Source organism: Mesorhizobium sp. LCM 4576, from assembly GCF_001854815.1.
Classification (GTDB): Bacteria; Pseudomonadota; Alphaproteobacteria; order Rhizobiales; family Rhizobiaceae; genus Mesorhizobium; species Mesorhizobium plurifarium.
On record NZ_MDDT01000047.1, the window covers coordinates 42,745 to 62,008 of the forward strand.

The following is a 19,264-nucleotide window of genomic DNA, read 5'->3' on the forward strand; positions in this document are numbered from 1 at the left end:
ATGGCCTGACGCCAGCGCGGRCCTGGATCGCGGCGACCGCCGCCTTTATGTCGGGGTTGACCTCGATCGCCTTGCGGCCGGCCTCGATCGTCAGGTCCACCTGATCGACAGACAGCCGCAGCCTGGTCGGAATTTCGTTGAGCTTCGCTTGCATCGCCGGATCGACATCGGCGAAGGACAGGTGCTGGACCACAAGGCGGACATCACGGCAGTTCCAGCCGGCCGCCGATCCGCGATAGGCGGAAACGGTGGAAGCCGGCAGCCCGCAACGATAGCGCACCAGCTCACCCTTCCATTGCGAGACGGCGAGTTTCAGCGCATCGAACTCGTCGCGCACCGAGGCGGCGAGCGTGGTGCTGGTCACCGCATCGAGGAGTTCGRCAGCCTTTGGCCCGTGCAGGGACTTCGCCCAGCTCACGTCGCTGTCGCTCCCGGCATCGGCGACAACGAAGATCAGCGTGTTCAGACGCACCGCCGCTGAGGGCGACAGCGGCCCGTAAGGCGTGCCCGCGGYGGAGCGCTCGAGCGTGAAGCCGGTGACGCCGATATTGTCGGTCAGGCCGCCATCGAGCAGCTTCACATAGTCGAGCGGGTCGGCGTTCTGGTAGGAATCCAATGCGCTGGCATAGGCCTTGAGCCGCAGCGAGGCATTGCGATCCGCGAGCGCAAGGCTCAGCCATTGCGGCCTGCGGTAACCGCAATGGGGACTGGTCGCCGAGACCACGATCGGCGCGAAGACGATCGGCACGGCGGCCGACGCCGCGACCGCATCGGCAATCCGCACCTTGTCGAGGTCGCTGCACAATGCGGCGAAGGTGTCGTAGGTGAAGAGGAACGGCGTGCGATTGTAGATGTCGGAGGCATTGATCCAGACGATCGGCCCCTTCGGCCGATGGAAGGCCTTGAATGTGGCGCCGTCGAACAGATGGTCGTTCAGCCATCTGGCGAAACCGCTGCGGTCGTTGACGCCGCCATAATAGGCGCGGATGAAATTGACCGGCGACAGCGATGTCCTGAGGTCGGCCTCGGCGTCCTGGATGAGAAAGCGTTCGCGAAAATCGCCATAGCCTTCCCTGCCGCGATAACCGAAATAAGCGGCAGCGACCGCGCCGCCCGAGGCGCCGGAAATCATCCTGATGTTGTCGACCAATGTGCGCCGGCGCGGCTGCTGGTCAACGACGATATCGTCCAGCGCGCRCAAGACGCCATAGGAAAAGGCCGCGGCGCGGGTGCCCCCGCCGGAAAAGGCCAGCCCGACGACGGTCGAGCCGTCATCGGCGGGATCGGGGATGTAGGTGGGCGACGGGTGGCCGACTTGCGTGGTCAGCACATTGATCGGCCCGACATCGTCGGCAACGCAGCCGGCCAGGGCCATCAGGATAGCRACAAAAGCCACACGAAGACGCAAACCCGGTTCCCCCAGGGCTGCCTCTCCCGCAGCCGCCGCGAACCTAACCGGATTGTATTGCCCGATGCAACCACCGGTACAAAGACGTCGCCATGGTCGGGAACCTGAACCGCTCCGGCACGTTATGAGACCCGGATGCGGTTCTCGCATCCAACTCCCATCGAGACCCCAGGAGATGCGCGTATGGTGAACAGGGATCAGGTCGCCGGCATTGCCAAGCAAATGAAGGGTTCGGTCAAGCAGGCGGCTGGCAAGGCCACCGGCAACCGGCGGACAGAGGTCGAAGGCGTTGCCGACAAGATCGCCGGCAAGGTGCAGAAGGCCYATGGCGACGTGAAGGACAAGGTCAAGAAGACTTTCTGATCTCTTAGCCGTTGACGACAAGGCTTTGGAGGCCGCCGTGGGGCGGCCTTTTCATGTCTGGAATTGCTTGGCCAAGGCGTTGGTGAAGACGATCTCGCCGTGATCGCCAGTTGCTTCGCCTAGCACCACATCCATGTTGTCGGCCGTCACCCTGGCCAGCGCGAAGCCGCCCATATAGGCCGCCTTCGGCTTGAGAATATCGAGCCCGTCGCGCTGGTAGATCATCGGCACTTCATGCTGGTGGCCGTGGAAGACGGCAATGACGTTGTAACCCCTGATCGCGGCCAGCAGCGCCTGRCGGTCGGCCTCGCCCCACCAATGCGGGCGGCCCGTGCCATCGTCGTCAAAGGTGCGTTTCACCGGGTCCCAACGCTCGGTCGAGAAACTGTCCCAGCCATAATGCTGGAACAGCACGACCGGACGGCCGTCGCCGGCATAGGTGGCGAGGTCCTGCTTCAGCCAGGGCAGGCTGCTCGGCAYGCCGTGGCCGGTGTCCCCGGCGAAGCGGTGCGTCTGGATAAGATGCAGGCCGCCCCAGTCCCAGGAATAGCAGTCGGTGTCGACATCATATTCGGTTGCGGGCACCGGCGGCTTGAAAAACACGCCTGGGCGATGATTGACCTCGACATAGTCGCGCAATTCGCGGCGATACCAGTCGACATGCGGCGGCGAGCCGTTCTGGTCGAGATCGTGATTGCCGAGCCCGACATAGACCGGGATGTGGACGCGATCCGGCCCGACGCCCTCCTGGTAGCGCTGCGAGAACTGCAGAAGCTGCGTGCCTTCGCTGGGCTCGGTGACCTGGCCGCCGCCATYGTCGGTGATGTCGCCGCCGGTGACGAGGCCGAGCGGCGTGCCGATACGGGTGCCGGCCGAATGCAGGCCGGTGGAGACGCCGTTGATCTCGGCCGGCCACCTTTTGTCTGCAATCGCGTTTAGCGCCGCGACATTGCGCAAAAGCGCTGCATCGGTCTTGCCTTCCTGCCGGCAGTTGGGGCTGAGCCCGCTCGCCATGCGGCAAGCATGGATATCGGCGATGAAGAGGAAGGTGGCGTCGATCGGCTGGATGCGCTTGCCGGTCTGGCCGACGGCCGCGCGAGGCAAGGCGCAGGTGGCAGCGAGACCTCCCATCCGGGCGATGAAGGTGCGGCGCGAAACGAGTGCTGGCGAAGAGCGATTCATCGTCACTCGATTAAACATCCTCGAGCCGGCTCGTCCACCGTGAAGACGTTTCGCGCGCGGTGCAATCGTGAATGACTCCTGGTCGACAGCACAGCGGTGGTCTGTCATTGCTTTGGAACATGCATCCAGGGGAGGAAGGCATGAAAATCCTCACAATCGGCATGACGCTCGCCATGCTCGCCGGCACCGCGCAGGCTGCCGACTGCGTCGACGGCAAATCCGCGAAAGCCGGCTTCGTGCTCGAAAAGCCCGGTATCCGCAGCGAGTTCCGGCCGGCGCCCGGCGGCATGATCGCGGTCGCCAACAAGTACGAATCGGATTCACCGCAGACGCAGTATCTCTATGCCGGGTTGATCGAAGTGTTCCGCGACAGCGACACTGGGCGGCTGTCGATGATCCCGCTCGGCGACTTGAAGAAGCTGTTCCCGCTGAAGGCCGGCGCCAAGAGCAAGACCGAATTCGTGCGCCTGTCTTCGAAAAAGGCGCCGAAGGGCACCGAGACCTTGGCCTTGGCCGTCAAGGGCAAGGACAGCTACAAGCTCGGTGACTGCAAATACAATGTGCTCGTGGTCGGCGAAACGATCACCGGGGATTCCGGTGCGGTCATCGACAGCTTCACCGCGCTGTATTCGCCGGACCTGCAGGCGGTGCTGGCGCGGCGCTATGACGAAGGAACGAGCGCGCAGAGCGAGGTGGGGTTCGAGACGATCAAGCCGCTGAAGGAGTAAGGCGTAATTGTCGACTGCAGGCACTATCCGATTTTCGGCCGTGGCAACACACGACGACGGTGCTTTGCCGTCAATCCGCCCTGCGATGGCAAGAGCTCGAAACTTTCCAACCCCTRCAAGCACTCCCGCAACACCCGGGCGTCCTGGGATGTCTTGGCCATCGACATGGCGCCGGAATAGGTAGCGACGGTGAGCGCCGCAAAACGCTCCGGATCGGTCCCACCCTCCCCGTCGCCCAGCTGGTCGGCCCGGATCTTGTCGGCGATCGCCTGGCGCCAATCGGCAAGGATCATGGCCAGCGCCAGGCGAAATTCATCGTCGGCCAGCGACAGTTCATGCGCGAGGTTGTTGAGCGGGCAGCCGCGCACATAGCCCTGCTGTTCGAGCTCCGCGGCCACCGCCTCGAACACGGCCCGCACCCCTTGGCGGRYCGACGGCGCYGCCAGCACCGGGTCGATCCAGGTTTCCCGGACCGCGGCCGCCACCCGTTCCTCGATCACCGCCAGCGCCAGCGCCTTCTTGGTCGGGAAATGGTGGTGCAGCGCGCCGCCCGTGACGCCGGCCGCCGCCATCAGATCGCCGAGGCTCGAGGCGTGATAGCCGCGCGCCTGGAAGGCGTCTTCCGCCACGTCGAGGACTCGCCGGCGCATGCCTTCCGGATCGTTGGTGCGCTTTTTGCGAGCCATATGCGACCTTCCCTTCTCGCGTTGTGGGAGAAGGAAAAGAAAATATCAGATTGACAAAACAGGACAACCGGTCTGTTTATAAAACAGGACGATCACCCTGTTTTGAGATTCCGACCATGAACCGGCCTTTCCGCCTTGCCTCGCCTGTCGTGGACCTGCGGCAATACGCGCTGAAGCCGGGGCAGCGCGAAACGCTGATCGCRCTGTTCGACCGCGAGTTCGTCGAGACGCAGGAAGCGACGGGCATGACCGTCATCGGCCAGTTCCGCGACCTCGACCGTCCCGACATGTTCGTCTGGCTGCGCGGCTTCGAGGACATGGAGGCAAGGAAGGACGCGCTGAGYGCTTTCTATTGCAGGCCAGTCTGGGCCGCGCATCGCGATGCCGCCAATGCGACGATGATCGATTCCGACGACGTGCTGCTGCTGAAGCCGGCCTGGCCGGGTGCGGCGTTCAACCTCTCGGGGTTGCTTCGGCCGACAGATACCGAGGCTGAAACTACGAACGATGAGAGCCGCTTGTCAGGCTTTGTTGAGATTTCGATTCATCATTTGCAGCCAGGCATCGAGGCTGGCTTTGCCGAGCGCTTCCGGGCGGAGGCGGCTCCGCTGCTTGCGGCAAACGGCGCCCGGCTGCTCGGCGCCTTCATCAGCGAGCATGCCGAAAACACGTTTCCGCGGCTGCCGGTGCGTGCCGCGGAAAATGTCTTTGTCATCGTCACCGGTTTCGATGATGTCGATGTCCATGCCGGCCATCAAGCCGCCCTCGCCGCTTCGCCGGCATGGCAGGCGGCCCACGAAACCATGACGGCTGTTTCCACAAAGCCGGTCGAGACGTTGCGCCTGATACCGACGAGCCGGTCGCTGTTGCGGTAGTCACGCGGCCGGAAACATGCCCGCTGTTGCGTTGGCGACAAAGGCCGGGTCTTCCCAATGCGGGTTATGGCCGCAATCCTGCGCCCACACCAGACGCGACCCGGCGATCGCCTCCGCCATCGACTGCTGGTGCGCGGGGCCGAAAAGCGGGTCGCGCCCGCCGGCGATGATCAGCGTCGGGACCTGCACGGTCCGCGCCGCGGCGGTCAGATCGGTGCTGCGGACTTCCTCGAGAATGGCGCGCCAGCGCGCTGTGGGAATCGCCGAAGCGTCCTTCGCCAGACCTGCCAGAAAAGCCCGCGGCACGACCGGCTGGCAGGCATGCCACCAGTCATAGAACGGATCGGACGGCGAGATCGGATCCCGCAGAGCCGTGACGCCATCGATCAACGGGTGATCCGATCCGAAATCGGGCTTCAGTGTGCTGGCCAGGATCACCAACCCGCCGATCAGCTCTGGATACCGGGCGGCCAGCGCGATCGAGACCATGCCACCCAGCGAATGCCCGACAACGACCGGCCGGTCTAGTCGCAGGCGCCGGATCAGCCCAGCAATGTCGTCGGCGAAACTGGCGACAGCAAAACCCTGGCCCGCTGGCGAGCCACCGTGGCCGCGCAGGTCCGGCATGATCAGCCAGCGCCCCGGAAGATGCGGGGTCAGCAGCGAGAAACTGCGGCTGGTGTCGGTGAAGCCATGAACCAGGAGCAGCGGCGGCTCCGAGCCGGCGACCTCGACATAGGCAAGGTCGAGACCGCCGACGTCGACGCTTCGCTTGTGGCCGGCCCAGGCGTCCTGCTCGGCCTCCTGATCCGCCAGCTCAAAAGCTGCCGGCCTCACAGTCCGAGCTTTTGCTTGACCGCTGCAAGRCCGGGCTTGCCGTCGAAGGTGGTGACGCCGGCGAGCCACGTATCGAGGCGGTCCTTGTGCAAGGTGATCGACTTCAACGCCCCGTCCTCCGGCTTCATGCCGTCATTGATGAGGTAGCCCATGCCGACATTTTCCATGTCGATGTCGAAGGCGAGGTTCTTCAGGAATTGCGCCACGTTCGGGCATTCCTGCAGAAAACCCTTGCGCACCTGCGTCGTCACGGTGGCGGCGCCGAAATTCGGACCGAAGAACTTGTCGCCGCCGGTCAGGTACTTGAAGTCGTACATCGTGTTCATCGGATGCGGCGCCCAGCCCTGGAAGATGATGAACTGCTTCTCCTTGATCTCGTAGCCGACCTCCGAGAGCATGCCCGCCTCGCTCGACTCGACAACCTRCCAGCCATCGAGCTGGAACTGCGGATCGGCAATGGCGTCCATCATCAGCTGGTTGGAGCCRGGCTCGATGCCGTACATCTTCTTGCCGAACTTGTCGGCAAACTTATGCAGGTCGGAAAGATCCTTGACTCCGGCCTCCCAGACATAGGTCGGCACGGCGAAGGTGTATTTGGCGCCGACCAGATTGACCCTCACATTCTCGATCGAGCCGTCCTTCTTGTAGGGCTCATAGTAAGTGACCATCGCCGGGTCCCAGTAGCCGAGGAACAGATCGAGGTCTTTGTTCTTCATCCCTTCGTAGATGACGTTGATGCCGAGCACCTCGCTCTGCGGCTCGTAGCCGAGCGCCTGGAGCAACACCTTGGYCACGCCGGTGGTGAAGGCGAGATCGTTCCAGCCTGGCTCGGCCATGCGGACCGCTTTACAGCTTTCGGCCTCGGCGGCCCGGGCCGCCTGGGAAGCCATGATCAGGGCCGCGAGACAGACGCCATTCGCAAGCATGCGCAACATTCCGGTTCTCCTCATCGTCGAAATTGACCTTTTGGTCGATTTATTGTCCCACTGGTCAATCGTTGATCTGATCGGACGAAAATGTCAACATGGATTCGCCATGCATGGATCGGTCCGTTGAAACTCACGCGCCTCAGCGACATACGCCGCAAGGAGTTGCGGCAGGCGGCGTTCGCCGTTCTGGAGCGCGAAGGCATCGCCGGCGCGACGCTGGAAAAGGTCGCGGCCCAGGCCGGYGCCTCGAAGGGCATCGTGCTGCATTATTTCCGCAACAAGCAGGAGCTGTTCGAGCACGCCATGCGCGAAGCCAACGCCGTGCTCTGTCACGCCGTGGTCGCCAGGCTGCAGCGGGCGCGCACGCCGATGGAGCGGCTGGATGCCGTGATCGAGGGCAATTTCGAGGAGCACCTGTTCCTGCCGCCACTCTGCCATGCCTGGCTGTCGCTCTGCGCCGAGGTGCCGCGCGACGAGAAGCTGGCGCGCATCCAGAAGGTGATCCACGCGCGCATGCGCTCGAACCTCTTGTCCGGCCTGCGCGGCCTCGCTTCGCCCGAACTGGCCGACGAGATCGTGCTTGGCGTCACCGCTTTGATCGACGGGCTGTGGCTCAGGCTCGGCCTGCAGCCGGGCAGCGTCACGCGCGAGCAGGCGGTGCGTCAGGTCAAGGACTTCGTCGCGGGGCGGCTGGCGCTACGCCATCCCGCTCCCGTCGGGCTGGCCTCGGCGGGATAAAGATCATATCGAGCGATAGCCCGCCGGGTGGATGGCGGCTAGGCGGGGTGAGATTGACCGCTCAATAGGCTGTCTCAGTCCTTGAACCCAAGCTTTGAGAGGCTGACGAGACTGTGCGCCGAGAACGGCATCGACATTGTCGGGCCGCCGCTGGGGTGAGCCTTCTCTTCAACCGATTTGCATCTTTCCTGCCCGCAATCTCCRCTTGATGCCGTTTGTGCAACGCGATACGCCCTTGCCCAAATCGACAGATCGGAGAGTTGCCGTGAGCGCTGAGAAGACCAGAACAGAAACCGATACGTTCGGCCCGATCGAAGTGGCGGCCGACCGCTATTGGGGCGCGCAGGCACAGCGTTCGCTGGGCAATTTCAAGATCGGCTGGGAGAAGCAGCCGGCTTCGATCGTGCGTGCGCTCGGCATAGTCAAGCGCGCCGCTGCCGAAGTGAACATGGAGATGAAGCGGCTCGATCCCGCCATCGGAAAGGCGATCGTGGACGCCGCGCAGGAAGTCATCGACGGCAAGCTTAACGATCACTTCCCGCTGGTGGTGTGGCAGACGGGCTCGGGCACGCAGTCCAACATGAACGCCAATGAGGTGATCTCCAACCGGGCGATCGAGATGCTCGGCGGCATCATGGGCTCGAAGAAGCCGGTGCACCCGAACGACCACGTCAATATGAGCCAGTCGTCCAACGACACCTATCCGACGGCCATGCACATCGCCTGCGCCGAGCGGGTCGTCAACCATCTGATCCCGGCCCTGCATCATCTGCACAAGGCGCTCGACGCCAAGGCCCGCGCGTTCAACCACATCATCAAGATCGGCCGCACGCACACGCAGGACGCCACCCCGCTGACGCTCKGCCAGGAATTTTCCGGCTATGCCGCGCAGGTCGCCTCGTCGATCAAGCGTATCGAGCAGRCGCTGCCCGGTTTGCAGGAGCTGGCGCAGGGCGGCACCGCCGTCGGCACCGGCCTCAATGCGCCGGTCGGCTTCGCGGAAAAGGTGGCGGATCGCATCGCTTCGATCACCGGCATCGCCTTCGTCACCGCGCCGAACAAGTTCGAGGCGCTCGCCGCACACGACTCCATGGTGTTCTCGCATGGCGCGATCAACGCCGCGGCCGCGGCCCTCTTCAAGATCGCCAACGACATCCGCCTGCTCGRCTCAGGCCCGCGCTCCGGCCTCGGCGAGCTGTCGCTGCCGGAAAACGAGCCCGGCTCCTCGATCATGCCCGGCAAGGTCAATCCTACCCAGTGCGAGGCGCTGACGCAGGTCTGCGTGCAGGTGTTCGGCAACAATGCYGCGCTCACCTTCGCCGGCAGCCAAGGCCATTTCGAGCTCAATGTCTACAACCCGCTGATGGCCTACAACTTCCTGCAGTCGGTGCAGTTGCTGGCCGACGCTTCCGTGTCCTTCACCGACAATTGCGTGGTGGGCATCGAGGCGCGGGAAGACAACATCAAGGCCGCGCTCGAGCGCTCGCTGATGCTGGTGACGGCGCTGGCGCCGACCATCGGCTACGACAACGCCGCCAAAATCRCCAAGACCGCGCACAAGAACGGCACGACCTTGCGCGAGGAAGCGCTCGCCACCGGGCTGGTCAGCGAAGCCGATTACGACCGCCTGGTGCGCCCGGAGGACATGACGCATCCGGGGTAAAAGGACCCGACGCAGGGCAAGAMCCTCGCGAGATCGTCATTCCAGGGCGAAGCAGGAGCGAAGCTCCGTCGCCGAGACCCTGGAATCCATGCCGTTACTTCGGGCGTGGAGCACGACGGAGCAAAAACCTGCACCGCAGCGGCTGTTTTGACGTCACGGCATGGATCCTCGGGTCTGCGCCGCGTCGCTTCGCTCCTTGCTCCGCCCGTGGATGAAGAAGCGATCGGGATTTTGCGGCAGTACAATTTACCTCCTTCACCTCATCTACCGACATGATTTTCGCGCCTGCCCGCGAATCCCGAAAACATACGTCCTGTGAACAATGTGTTGCCGCATAGGCGGCTTTTTGTGAACAGTCTCCATCGTTTATCTAACGGGCCATTCAACCCCGTTCGGAGAACCGCCATGTCCATCAACTCTTCCGTCGCCGGCAACGGCGCAGCATCCAACAACTCCACCACGATCCTGCTCGGCCGCATTCTGCTTGCCGTCATCTTCCTGCTTTCCGGCTTCGGCAAGCTCACCGCCATTTCCGGCACCGCCGGTTATTTCGGGGCTCTCGGCCTGCCGGTGCCGACCGTAACCGCCGTCGTCGTCGGCCTGATCGAACTGCTCGGCGGCCTTGCCATCCTCCTCGGCTTCCAGACCCGCATCGCCGCCTGGGTGCTGGCCATCTTCACGATCGCCACCGGGCTGGTCGCGCACACCGGCTGGGCCGATCAGATGCAGATGATCCAGTTCCTCAAGAACCTCGCCATCACCGGCGGCTTCATCCTGCTCGCCTCGTCCGGCGCCGGCTCCTATTCGATCGACGCCAAGCGCGCCTAAGTCTTCCCTCCCAGCCCTGAACGCAAGCGGCGCGGAATTTTTCGCGCCGCTTTTTCGTTGCAGGCGTAGACTGCACCGGCAGCCGGCGTCATGCCGACCGGGCGCCGGCAAGGGAGGTGGCCATGTTTCGCAACGCGTTGCTTCTGGTCTCGCGGCTCCTTCTTGCCGCGCTCTTCGTGCCATCGGGCTTCCAGGCGCTTACCAATATCGGCGGCACGATCAACTATTTCGCCGGCCTCGGCCTGCCGCTGCCGGCTTTGGCAGCCTGGGGCACAGGGCTGTTCGAGCTGATTGCCGGGCTGTTGATCCTCGTCGGTTTCCAGACGCGGATCGTGGCGCTGCTGCTTGCCGCTTTCTGTGTGGTTGCGGGTTTCATCGGCCATTATGGCCAGGGCGGCGACGACGCCACGCTTGCCTTCCTGCACCAGCAGATGCTGATGAAGGATATCGCCATTGCCGGCGGCTTCCTGGCGCTCGCCATGGCCGGCGCCGGCGCATGGTCGGCTGACGGGCGTGGCTTCGGGATCGGCGCCGAGGTGACTTGAAGCGCCGGCCCTATTTCGCCGAAACGCCTATTTTACCGAGACACTTGGTCCGCCCTCCACCGCCAGCACCAGGCGGCGGTTGGTGATGCGCGCGAGCTGCGCCAGCCGGCCCCCAGGCCGCTCGCCATAGAGGTCGGCGAGCGAGGCAGGCAGCACCAGCGCCAGCGCACCGTTGCCGCGGCTTTCCCATTTCAGCCTCGGCATGACGCCCGGCATTGCAGCGGTGAGGAGATAGACCACACGCATCATCGCCGCCAGCACGCGGGCGCGCTCGAGCAGACGCGGCGGCGCCAGCGCCTTGATCTCCGGCGCGATGCCGTCGTTGAAGATGCCGTCATGGCGATAGGCGTTGGCCAGGGCCAGATAGGCGCGGCCGGGGTGATCGACGCCGATGAAGGAGGCATGCGCGATGATATTGAGCGACTGCCTGCCACGGTATTCCGGGTGCGCGCGCCAGCCGATATCGGCGAGCAGGCAGGCGGCATGGCGATAGCGCGCCTCGTCCTCTGTCTCGTCGATGCCGAAGGCCTTGAACGCCGTTCCGGTCCATTCGACCAGATCGTGCGCATGGTGTACCGAGCGCGAGCGCWACAGCGCCAGTTCCTCGGCGGCCGAGATCAGCGGGTCGGCTTTCTGCTCCTCGGCGTCGAGCAGCGAATAGAGGAAGCCCTCGCGCACGCCCTGCGCCGAAACGACGATCTTCGAGGGCTGCATCGCCGCCATGATCTCCTGGAGCACCACCGCGCCATAGGGCAGAAGCGAACGGCGGTTCTTGGAGACGCCCTCGATGCCGCGCACCTTCTCGACCTCGCCCTTGGCCACCTGCTTCAGGAACGCCTGCGCGCTGTCGGCCGAAATCTCGTAGTGATGCATGACGCCGAGCGGATAGTTGGTCATCTCCATATGCAGCCTGGCGAGGTTTCGCCAGGTGCCGCCGACGGCATAGAAGACCCTGCCCTGCCCGCCCTTGAGCAGCTTTGCCCGCGCCAGTTCCTGGCGCGCGATCTTCTGGGCCTGCRCCAGCGAGTTCTTCGYCATGTCCTGCAGGCGCAGACCGCCGAGCGGCAGCGTGATGCCGTCGCCGATCGCCTCGCGATTGATGTCGATCAGCTCAAGGCTGCCGCCGCCAAGGTCGCCGGCGATGYCGTTTGCCGGATGGAAGCCGGAAATGACRCCGAGTGCCGAATAATAAGCCTCCTGGCGGCCAGTGAGCACGCGGATCTCGGTCTTCAGCACATCCTCGGCGCGATGGATGAAATCGGGGCCGTTGCCGGCCTCGCGCGCCGCGGCGGTGGCCAGAACATAGATGTGCTCCGCGCCCGCTTGATCCGACAGCGCGCGGAACCGGCGGAATTCCTCCATCGAGCGCGTCACCGCCTCGGGGTCGAGCTTGCCCGTCGAAACGATGCCGCGGCCGAGGCCGGCCAGCATCTTCTCGTTGAACAGAAGCGTGGGCGAGCGCGCCAGCCCCTCATAGACGACAAGGCGGATCGAGTTCGATCCGATATCGATGATCGACAGCGGTCGCCGGTCCTGAAGCCGGCCCTGGGAAACTGCGATCACGCGGCGCCGTTCTTCTTGCGGCGCTTGAACTGGGCGATGCGCTTKGGCGCATGCGATTTCAGCGCGTCGCCCCGTCCGGAGAGGCTCGGATTGGTCATGAAATATTCCTGCGCGTTGAACGGTTCCTCACCCTCTTCCAGCACAACGCGCCGGGAGGTGCCGTCAGCCAATACGTCGAAACTTTGCTGGTTGTCCATGACATTGCCCAGCATGATCTGACCAAGCACCTGTTCATGCACAGTTGGATTGGTGATCGGCACCAGGGTCTCGACGCGGCGGTCGAGATTGCGCGGCATCATGTCGGCGGACGAGATGTAGACGATCGCCTCGTCCGACGGCAGGCCGTGGCCGTTGCCGAAGCAGAAGATGCGGCTGTGCTCGAGGAAACGGCCGACGATCGATTTGACCCTTATGTTCTCGGAAAGGCCCGGCACCTGCGGCCTCAGGCAGCAGATGCCGCGCACGACGAGGTCAATCTCGACGCCTGCGCGGCTGGCGTCGTAAAGCGCATCGATGACRATCGGATCGACCAGCGCATTCATCTTCATCCAGATGCGCGCCGGCCGGCCTTCGCGCGCGTGGACGATTTCCTCGGCGATGTGCTTGAGGATGCGCTTGCGCAGCGTGAAAGGCGACACGGCAAGCCGCATCTCCTCGGCCGGTTCGGCATAACCGGTGATGAAGTTGAAGATTTGCGCGACATCGCGCGCGATCGCGGGATCGGTGGTGAAGAAGGACAGATCGGTGTAGATGCGGGCGGTGACCGGGTGGTAGTTGCCGGTGCCGAGGTGCACGTAATTGCGCAGCTTGCCATCCTCGCGGCGCACCACCAGCGACATCTTGGCGTGCGTCTTCAATTCGAGGAAGCCGAACACGACCTGCACGCCGGCGCGTTCGAGGTCGCGCGCCCAGCGGATGTTGGCCTCCTCGTCGAAGCGCGCCTTGAGCTCGACGAGCGCCGTCACCGACTTGCCGGTCTCGGCGGCGTCGATCAGGGCGCGCACGATCGGGCTGTCGTTGGAGGTGCGATAGAGCGTCTGCTTGATCGCCACCACTTCCGAATCCGCCGCCGCCTGGCGCAGGAACTGCACCACCACGTCAAAGGATTCATAGGGGTGGTGGACGATGATGTCCTTCTCGCGGATGGCGGCAAGGCAGTCGCCGCCATGCTCGCGGATGCGCTCGGRGAAGCGTGGATTGTAGGGCGTGAATTTCAGATCGTCGCGCGGAATGGCGACGATTTCGGAAATCTGGTTGAGCGCAAGCGGGCCGGTGAGCACGCTGATGCGGCTCGACGAGACGCCGAGTTCGCCGGCGACGAAATCGCGCAGCTCGGCCGGCATCAGCGTGTCGAATTCGATGCGGATCACCGAACCTCGCCGGCGCCGCTTCAGCGCCGTCTCGAACAGGCGCACGAGATCTTCCGACTCTTCCTCGACCTCGATATCGCTGTCGCGGATGATACGGAACGTGCCGGAGCCCTTGACCTCGTAGCCTGGGAAAAGCTTGCCGATATAGATGCCGACCGCCTCCTCCAGCGGAATGAACCGCACATGGTGCTTGCGGTCGGGCAAGCGGATGAAGCGCCTGAGCGCCACCGGCAGGCGCAAGAGCGCGCTCATCTCCTCGCCGTTCTTGCGGTGGCGCAGTTGCAGCGCGATCGAGAAGCCTAGATTGGGGATGAACGGGAACGGATGCGCCGGATCGATCGACAGCGGCGTCAGCACCGGGAAGACCTGCTCCTGGAAATGCTCTTCCAGCCAGGCCTTCTCGTCCTTGGTGAGCGCGTCGCGGGTGATGCTTTCGATGCCTTCCTTGTTGAGCAGGGTCATCAGCGCCGAGAGGCTCTTCTGCTGGTCTTCCTGCAGGCGCTCGACCTCGCGCAGCAATTGCTCGAGCTGCTGCTCGGGCGTGCGGCCGTCCGGGCTCTTCAGCGCGATGCCCTCGCGCACCTGGCCGGCAAGGCCGGCGACGCGCACCATGAAGAATTCATCGAGATTGGCGGCCGAGATCGACAGGAAACGGACGCGTTCGAGCAGCGGATGATGCTGGTTCAGCGATTCTTCCAGCACGCGGCGGTTGAATTGCAGCCAGGAGAATTCGCGGTTGACGAAACGGTCGGGATTGCCGCCGTCCGGGCTGGCCGCCTCGACGGTGATGAACTCGCTCTGCACCGGCTTCAGTTCGTTCATGGTTTCCCGCTCTTGCCCGCAACCGTCCCTGGGGAGCGCCGCATATTGCCGTTCGGCGACGCTCTAGCATGTCTTTGTGACGCATGATCGTCACGGAATCGCTCCGACGCCCGGCCTCATGCGCTTAACCGGCTCAACTTATCCTCTGACAGGCTTTTGCGACAGTTTGATTTCATCGATCTTGCAAACTGGGCTGTTATGCTCCAGATGCAGGCTGGTCACACCCACTGGCCGAACCCAATTGGAGACGACGATGGCAGGCGGCAGCATTCCCCATTTCCAAAACGACGCGGGCCATCCGGTCATCGAGATCGGCGTCAAGGAATTCATGTGCACCGGCGCCAACCCGCCTTTCGACCATCCGCATGTGTTCCTCGACATGGGCGACGACAATGAGAAGGTCTGCCCCTACTGCTCGACGCTCTATCGCTATTCGCCATCGCTGAAAGCGACGGAAACGCAGCCGGCCGGCTGCCTCTATGTCGACCAGGCCGCCTGATCGCCCCCTTTCGACCATGACTGAAACGCGGTCCCGGCAGATCGTCATCGTCGGGGCTGGCATCGCCGGGCTGACGGCAGCACTTGCCTTCGCCGAGCGCGGCTTCCCGGTAAGACTGTTCGAGCAGGCCAGGCAACTCGAAGCGGCCGGCGCCGGCCTCCAGCTTTCCCCCAACGCGACCCGCATCCTGCGCCGGCTCGGCGTGCTCGAGCGCCTGCTGCCCGAGGCGATCCGGCCGCAAGCGGTGGTGCTGAAGGATGCGAGAAGCCTGCGCGAGCTGGCGCGCGTGCCGCTCGGACAGGCAGCCGAGCAGCGCTGGGGCGCGCCTTATCTCGTGGCGCACCGCGCCGACCTTCAGGCGGCGCTGATGGAGGCAGTGGCGGAACGGCCCGACATCGAGCTTGTCACCGGCGCGCGGGTGACGGGCATCGCCGTCGACCCGCAAGGCATAAGCGCGACGGTCGAGACCGACGGCAAAGCGACGGATGTCGCGGGCGGCCTGCTGGTCGGAGCGGACGGCGTATGGTCCTCGGTTCGCGCAGAGCTTGCAGGCAGGCAAGCGGCTTTCATGAAAAGCCGTTTCTCGGGCCGACTGGCCTGGCGGGCCACGGTGGCGGCCGAAAGCGCCGCTGGGCAGACTTTCGCCGAGATCGGCTCGGCGGACTGCGTCACCACCTTCCTGCATCCCGGCTTCCATATGGTCGCCTATCCGGTGAGCAAAGGCCGCGCCGTCAACCTCGCCGCCTTCACCAAGGGCGAACGCATCGCCGAAGGCTGGTCGGGTCATGCAGACCCGGCCATCCTGTCCAAGGCCGTGCATGACACCGCAGCGATGCTCGCAAGGCTCGTCGCGCTGGCAGGGCCGTGGACAGCGTTTCCAATGCACACCGTCCAGCAACAGCGCTGGACGGCCCCGCAAGGCATCGCGCTGATCGGCGACGCAGCRCATGCGATGACGCCTTTCGCGGCGCAGGGCGCGGCCATGGGGATCGAGGACGCGTCGATGTTGGCCAATCTGATCGCCGACTTCCCCGGCGATCCAACTCAGAGYCTCACCGTCTGGGAAAACCTCAGGCGACCGCGCGTCGAAAGAGTGCTGAAACGCGGCGCGCTCAACCGGCTGGCCTGGCACGCCTGGGGGCCGGTGGCGATCGCCCGCAACCTGGTGCTGGCGACGCGGCCAGCGGAGAAGCTCGCGGCAGACCTGGACTGGCTCTACGGATGGGAAGAGCGGAAGGTTGTGCGGCGATAGGGTATCGTCGACGAACGACTGACCAGATAGGTCGGCGGTGTGACGGAGCGTAGCGTTTGCAGGTTCCCATCAGCCTCAGTCATACAATCCCATCGACCACCACAGCGACACCGGCAGCGGGTTCCACCATCCCGTGCGGATGCCGGCCACGCGCAGTCCCGCCRCCGTCCAGGTGTTGCAGCCAACCAGCGCGTTGAAATGGYCGTTAGCTTCGTAGAAGCGGTCATAGGTTGAATAGCCTGCGTTCTCGACCACCATCGGTCCATTCGGCCCCTGCTGGAAGCTCGCGGCGATGTAGTCGAGCAGAGCTGCAAAGTGCGCCTCGTCGATGTCGAAACCTGCAACATCCGGGTGCGGCTCCTTGATCGCGCCGGCGACATCGACATGCATGACCGAGGCGTCGACGGTCAGCGCCTTCAACACCGGCTCGGCCTTCAGCTGCGACCATGTCGGAGTCTCCAGATAGAAGGCGCGCCCGCCCCAGCCGAGGACGATATAGCGCGCCTCCGGCGCATCGACGGGCAGGCCGGCCGAGGCCAAGAAGGCGAAGCGCCGGCGCACGTCGTCATCGAGGGGCACGGCGATGTCGGTGTGGATCGGATTCTTCAGCACAAGGATGTGCCGTGTCCCCTCGCCTTCGGCCATTGCCGCGGGCCAGAGCGGGCGCGGCACCACCGTGCCGAGCGCGGCGGCAAGAAACACGGCTCCTACGAGCATTGCCAGATATCGCAGGAATTTCCGCATCAGGGAGGGTAAGCCGGTCGCCTCATGACTTCGTCATCCTCGGGCTTGACCCGAGGATCCGTGCCGTGACCTCGACCCAAGCGCGGCGGGGCAGAATTCTGAACCGTCGCAACGCCTTAGCGTCACGGCATGGATTCCAGGGTCTGCGCCGCGTCACTTCGCTCCTTGCTCCGCCCTAGAATGACGGAGCGGAGGCGCCGCCTCAGTGCAGGATCTGCGACAGGAACAGCTTCGTGCGCTCGTGGCGCGGATGATCGAAGAACTCGGCCGGCGTGTTCTGCTCGACGATCTGGCCCTGATCMATGAAGATCACCCTGTTGGCAACCTTGCGGGCAAAGCCCATCTCATGGGTGACGCACAGCATGGTCATGCCTTCCTCGGCAAGGCCAACCATCGTCTCCAGCACTTCCTTGATCATTTCGGGATCGAGCGCCGAGGTCGGTTCGTCGAACAGCATGATGCGCGGATTCATGCAGAGCGAACGGGCGATCGCCACGCGCTGCTGCTGGCCGCCGGATAGCTGTCCAGGATATTTATTGGCCTGTTCCGGAATCTTGACGCGCTTGAGGAAATGCATGGCAATTTCCTCGGCCTGCTTCTTCGGCATCTTGCGCACCCAGATCGGCGCCAGCGTGCAGTTCTCCAGGATGGTGAGGTGCGGGAACAGGTTGAAGTGCTGAAACACCATGCCGACCTCGCGGCGCACTTCGTCGATCTTCTTCAGATCGTTGGTGAGTTCCTTGCCGTCGACGATGATCTTGCCCTTCTGGTGCTCCTCCAGCCGGTTGATGCAGCGGATCATGGTCGATTTGCCGGAGCCGGACGGGCCGCAGATGAMGATACGCTCGCCGCGCATCACCTTGAGGTTGATATCCTTCAGCACATGGAACTCGCCGTACCATTTGTGCATGCCGACGATGTCGATGGCGACATCGGTGGTTGAGACATGCATCTTTCCGGCGTTGACCTTGAGGTCTTCCGCGCTGACGGCGTTTTCGGTGGCCATGGCCAATTCCCCTTATCGTTGTTCTTGATACATGCCCCAAAACCGCTCCACAGTTTTGGGACACGCATCAGCGTTTGTAGCCGGTATCGAGCCGGCGTTCGGTGTACATTGAATAGCGCGACATGCCGAAGCACAACAGCCAGAAAACGAAGGCGGCAAAGATCAGGCCGGACTTCGGGGTCTGGGGCGTTGCCCAGTTCGGGTCGGYGAAGTTCTGCTTCACCACGCCGAGCAGGTCGAACATCGAGATGATCAGGACCAGACTGGTGTCCTTGAGCATGCCGATGAAGGTGTTGACGATGCCTGGGATGACCAGCTTGAGCGCCTGCGGCAGCACGATCAGGCCCATCTTCTGCCAGTAGCCAAGGCCGAGCGAGTCGGCGCCTTCATACTGGCCCTTGGGGATCGCCTGCAGGCCGCCGCGCACCACTTCGGCCATATAGGCGGCGGCAAACAGCGACACGCCGATCAGCGCCCGCAGGTATTTGTCGAAGGTGACGCCCGCAGGCAGGAACAGCGGCAGCATGACGCTGGCGAAGAACAGCACCGTGATCAGCGGAATGCCGCGCACCGTCTCGATGAAGACGACGCACAGCCATTTGATGATCGGCATCTTCGAACGCCGACCGAGCGCCAGCACGATGCCCAAAGGCAGCGACACGGCAATGCCGACRAAAGACAGGCTGAGCGTGACCAGCAACCCGCCCCAGCGCGGGGTTTCGACATGCGGCAGGCCGAACATGCCGCCGACCAGCAGGAAGAAGGCGACGATGGGCAGCGCCACGAAGAGCAGGATCGCGTTCAACCCCTTGCGCGGCACGCGCGGGATCAGCATCGGCACCAGCAGCGCCACGAACAGGATGGCGACAAGGATCGGCCGCCAACGCTCCTCGATGGGATAGGTGCCGAACATGAACTGGCCGAACTTGGCGTTGACGAAAGCCCAGCAGGCGCCGGTCCAACCGTCGGGTTGGATGCCGCCCTGCGAAGCGGTCGTGCATACCGTGCGGTCCGGGCCGGTCCAAACGGCGTTGATGAAGGCCCAGTTGATGATTTGCGGCAAGACCCAGAGCACGATGGCGATGCCCAACACCGTCAGGATGGTGTCGCCGACCGACCCGATCAGGTTCTTACGCACCCAGGCATAGGCGCCGCGTTCGGTAGGCGGGGCCGGCTGCGCAAGCGCCATCTCGGCGCGCACCCAGGACATATCATGTTCCTGCATG

General features: G+C 64.0%; 18 protein-coding genes and 1 pseudogene. 9 read left to right on the top strand and 10 right to left on the bottom strand.

Translation table 11 applies throughout. The features are described 5' to 3' along the window. Positions 1-7: 7 nt before the first annotated feature. Positions 8-1,375, bottom strand: a pseudogene (locus LCM4576_RS37660) (patatin-like phospholipase family protein); the annotation flags it as partial. A 216-nt stretch (positions 1,376-1,591) separates the two neighbouring features. Between LCM4576_RS37660 and LCM4576_RS24130 the strand changes: the two are divergent. After that, on the top strand, positions 1,592-1,771 hold the full coding sequence (locus tag LCM4576_RS24130) for a CsbD family protein (RefSeq protein WP_083361500.1): 180 nt from the start codon (positions 1,592-1,594) through the stop codon (positions 1,769-1,771). A 51-nt stretch (positions 1,772-1,822) separates the two neighbouring features. Here LCM4576_RS24130 and LCM4576_RS24135 read toward each other — a convergent pair whose 3' ends face one another. Then, entirely contained in the window at positions 1,823-2,953 is a 1,131-nt protein-coding gene (locus LCM4576_RS24135; RefSeq protein ID WP_083361501.1) for a metallophosphoesterase, read from the bottom strand. Between the two features lie 140 nt (positions 2,954-3,093). Between LCM4576_RS24135 and LCM4576_RS24140 the strand changes: the two genes are divergently transcribed. Continuing rightward, positions 3,094-3,681 (top strand): hypothetical protein, encoded by a 588-nt coding sequence (locus LCM4576_RS24140; RefSeq protein ID WP_041012476.1) that lies wholly within the window; start codon positions 3,094-3,096, stop codon positions 3,679-3,681. Positions 3,682-3,704: 23 nt separating this feature from the next. Here LCM4576_RS24140 and LCM4576_RS24145 read toward each other — a convergent pair whose 3' ends face one another. After that, the gene (locus LCM4576_RS24145; RefSeq protein WP_116397997.1) at positions 3,705-4,367 is read right to left on the bottom strand and encodes a TetR/AcrR family transcriptional regulator; all 663 of its coding nucleotides are present in this window, start codon (positions 4,365-4,367) and stop codon (positions 3,705-3,707) included. A gap of 116 nt (positions 4,368-4,483) precedes the next feature. Here LCM4576_RS24145 and LCM4576_RS24150 point away from each other — a divergent pair, with 116 nt between their 5' ends. Beyond that, entirely contained in the window at positions 4,484-5,242 is a 759-nt protein-coding gene (locus LCM4576_RS24150; protein WP_071034987.1) for an NIPSNAP family protein, read from the top strand. Here LCM4576_RS24150 and LCM4576_RS24155 read toward each other — a convergent pair whose 3' ends face one another. After that, entirely contained in the window at positions 5,243-6,079 is an 837-nt protein-coding gene (locus tag LCM4576_RS24155; RefSeq protein ID WP_244508372.1) for an alpha/beta fold hydrolase, read from the bottom strand. Beyond that, entirely contained in the window at positions 6,076-7,014 is a 939-nt protein-coding gene (gene choX / locus LCM4576_RS24160) for a choline ABC transporter substrate-binding protein (RefSeq protein ID WP_071034988.1), read from the bottom strand. The genes LCM4576_RS24155 and choX overlap by 4 nt, the downstream gene beginning before the upstream one ends. Before the next feature lie 81 nt (positions 7,015-7,095). On the opposite strand from choX, the gene betI reads away from it, so the two are divergent. The 4 genes from betI to LCM4576_RS24180 all read left to right on the top strand — a co-directional run bounded on the left by betI (position 7,096) and on the right by LCM4576_RS24180 (position 10,782). Beyond that, complete coding sequence (gene betI, locus LCM4576_RS24165) at positions 7,096-7,746, top strand: choline-responsive transcriptional repressor BetI (protein ID WP_116390103.1); 651 nt, start codon at positions 7,096-7,098, stop codon at positions 7,744-7,746. Positions 7,747-8,011: 265 nt separating this feature from the next. Further along, positions 8,012-9,409, top strand: coding sequence for a class II fumarate hydratase (gene fumC, locus LCM4576_RS24170; RefSeq protein WP_071034990.1), 1,398 nt, complete (start codon positions 8,012-8,014; stop codon positions 9,407-9,409). A gap of 405 nt (positions 9,410-9,814) precedes the next feature. After that, positions 9,815-10,237 carry a DoxX family protein gene (locus tag LCM4576_RS24175; protein WP_040980879.1) on the top strand — a complete coding sequence of 141 codons (423 nt, stop codon included), beginning with the start codon at positions 9,815-9,817 and terminating at the stop codon, positions 10,235-10,237. A 122-nt stretch (positions 10,238-10,359) separates the two neighbouring features. Next, positions 10,360-10,782, top strand: a complete 423-nt coding sequence (locus tag LCM4576_RS24180) for a DoxX family protein (RefSeq protein WP_071034991.1) — start codon at positions 10,360-10,362, stop codon at positions 10,780-10,782. Positions 10,783-10,809: 27 nt separating this feature from the next. Here LCM4576_RS24180 and ppx read toward each other — a convergent pair whose 3' ends face one another. Together ppx and LCM4576_RS24190 are read right to left on the bottom strand one after the other, a co-directional pair. Continuing rightward, complete coding sequence (gene ppx / locus LCM4576_RS24185) at positions 10,810-12,345, bottom strand: exopolyphosphatase (protein WP_071034992.1); 1,536 nt, start codon at positions 12,343-12,345, stop codon at positions 10,810-10,812. Next, a complete protein-coding gene (locus tag LCM4576_RS24190) occupies positions 12,342-14,537 on the bottom strand; it encodes an RNA degradosome polyphosphate kinase (protein ID WP_071034993.1) in 2,196 nt (731 codons plus the stop codon). Before LCM4576_RS24190 ends, ppx begins: the two co-directional genes overlap by 4 nt. Before the next feature lie 253 nt (positions 14,538-14,790). Between LCM4576_RS24190 and LCM4576_RS24195 the strand changes: the two genes are divergently transcribed. Together LCM4576_RS24195 and LCM4576_RS24200 are read left to right on the top strand one after the other, a co-directional pair. Then, complete coding sequence (locus LCM4576_RS24195) at positions 14,791-15,036, top strand: zinc-finger domain-containing protein (protein WP_027169907.1); 246 nt, start codon at positions 14,791-14,793, stop codon at positions 15,034-15,036. Positions 15,037-15,052: 16 nt separating this feature from the next. Next, the gene (locus LCM4576_RS24200) at positions 15,053-16,288 is read left to right on the top strand and encodes an FAD-dependent monooxygenase (protein WP_071034994.1); all 1,236 of its coding nucleotides are present in this window, start codon (positions 15,053-15,055) and stop codon (positions 16,286-16,288) included. A 75-nt stretch (positions 16,289-16,363) separates the two neighbouring features. Here the strand turns inward: LCM4576_RS24200 and LCM4576_RS24205 are convergent, their stop codons facing one another. The 3 genes from LCM4576_RS24205 to LCM4576_RS24215 all read right to left on the bottom strand — a co-directional run bounded on the left by LCM4576_RS24205 (position 16,364) and on the right by LCM4576_RS24215 (position 19,263). Further along, positions 16,364-17,005 carry a TIGR02117 family protein gene (locus LCM4576_RS24205; protein WP_407067398.1) on the bottom strand — a complete coding sequence of 214 codons (642 nt, stop codon included), beginning with the start codon at positions 17,003-17,005 and terminating at the stop codon, positions 16,364-16,366. A gap of 229 nt (positions 17,006-17,234) precedes the next feature. Next, the gene (locus tag LCM4576_RS24210; protein ID WP_071034996.1) at positions 17,235-18,038 is read right to left on the bottom strand and encodes an amino acid ABC transporter ATP-binding protein; all 804 of its coding nucleotides are present in this window, start codon (positions 18,036-18,038) and stop codon (positions 17,235-17,237) included. Positions 18,039-18,105: 67 nt separating this feature from the next. Beyond that, on the bottom strand, positions 18,106-19,263 hold the full coding sequence (locus tag LCM4576_RS24215; RefSeq protein ID WP_071034997.1) for an amino acid ABC transporter permease: 1,158 nt from the start codon (positions 19,261-19,263) through the stop codon (positions 18,106-18,108). Between the last annotated feature and the right edge of the window lies 1 nt (position 19,264).

Coding starts and splice junctions, on each gene's coding strand:
- LCM4576_RS24180 (WP_071034991.1), top strand. CDS start 10,360: ATGTTTCGCAACGCGTTGCTTCTGGTCTCGCGGCTCCTTCTTGCCGCG.
- LCM4576_RS24195 (WP_027169907.1), top strand. CDS start 14,791: ATGGCAGGCGGCAGCATTCCCCATTTCCAAAACGACGCGGGCCATCCG.
- LCM4576_RS24140 (WP_041012476.1), top strand. CDS start 3,094: ATGAAAATCCTCACAATCGGCATGACGCTCGCCATGCTCGCCGGCACC.
- LCM4576_RS24175 (WP_040980879.1), top strand. CDS start 9,815: ATGTCCATCAACTCTTCCGTCGCCGGCAACGGCGCAGCATCCAACAAC.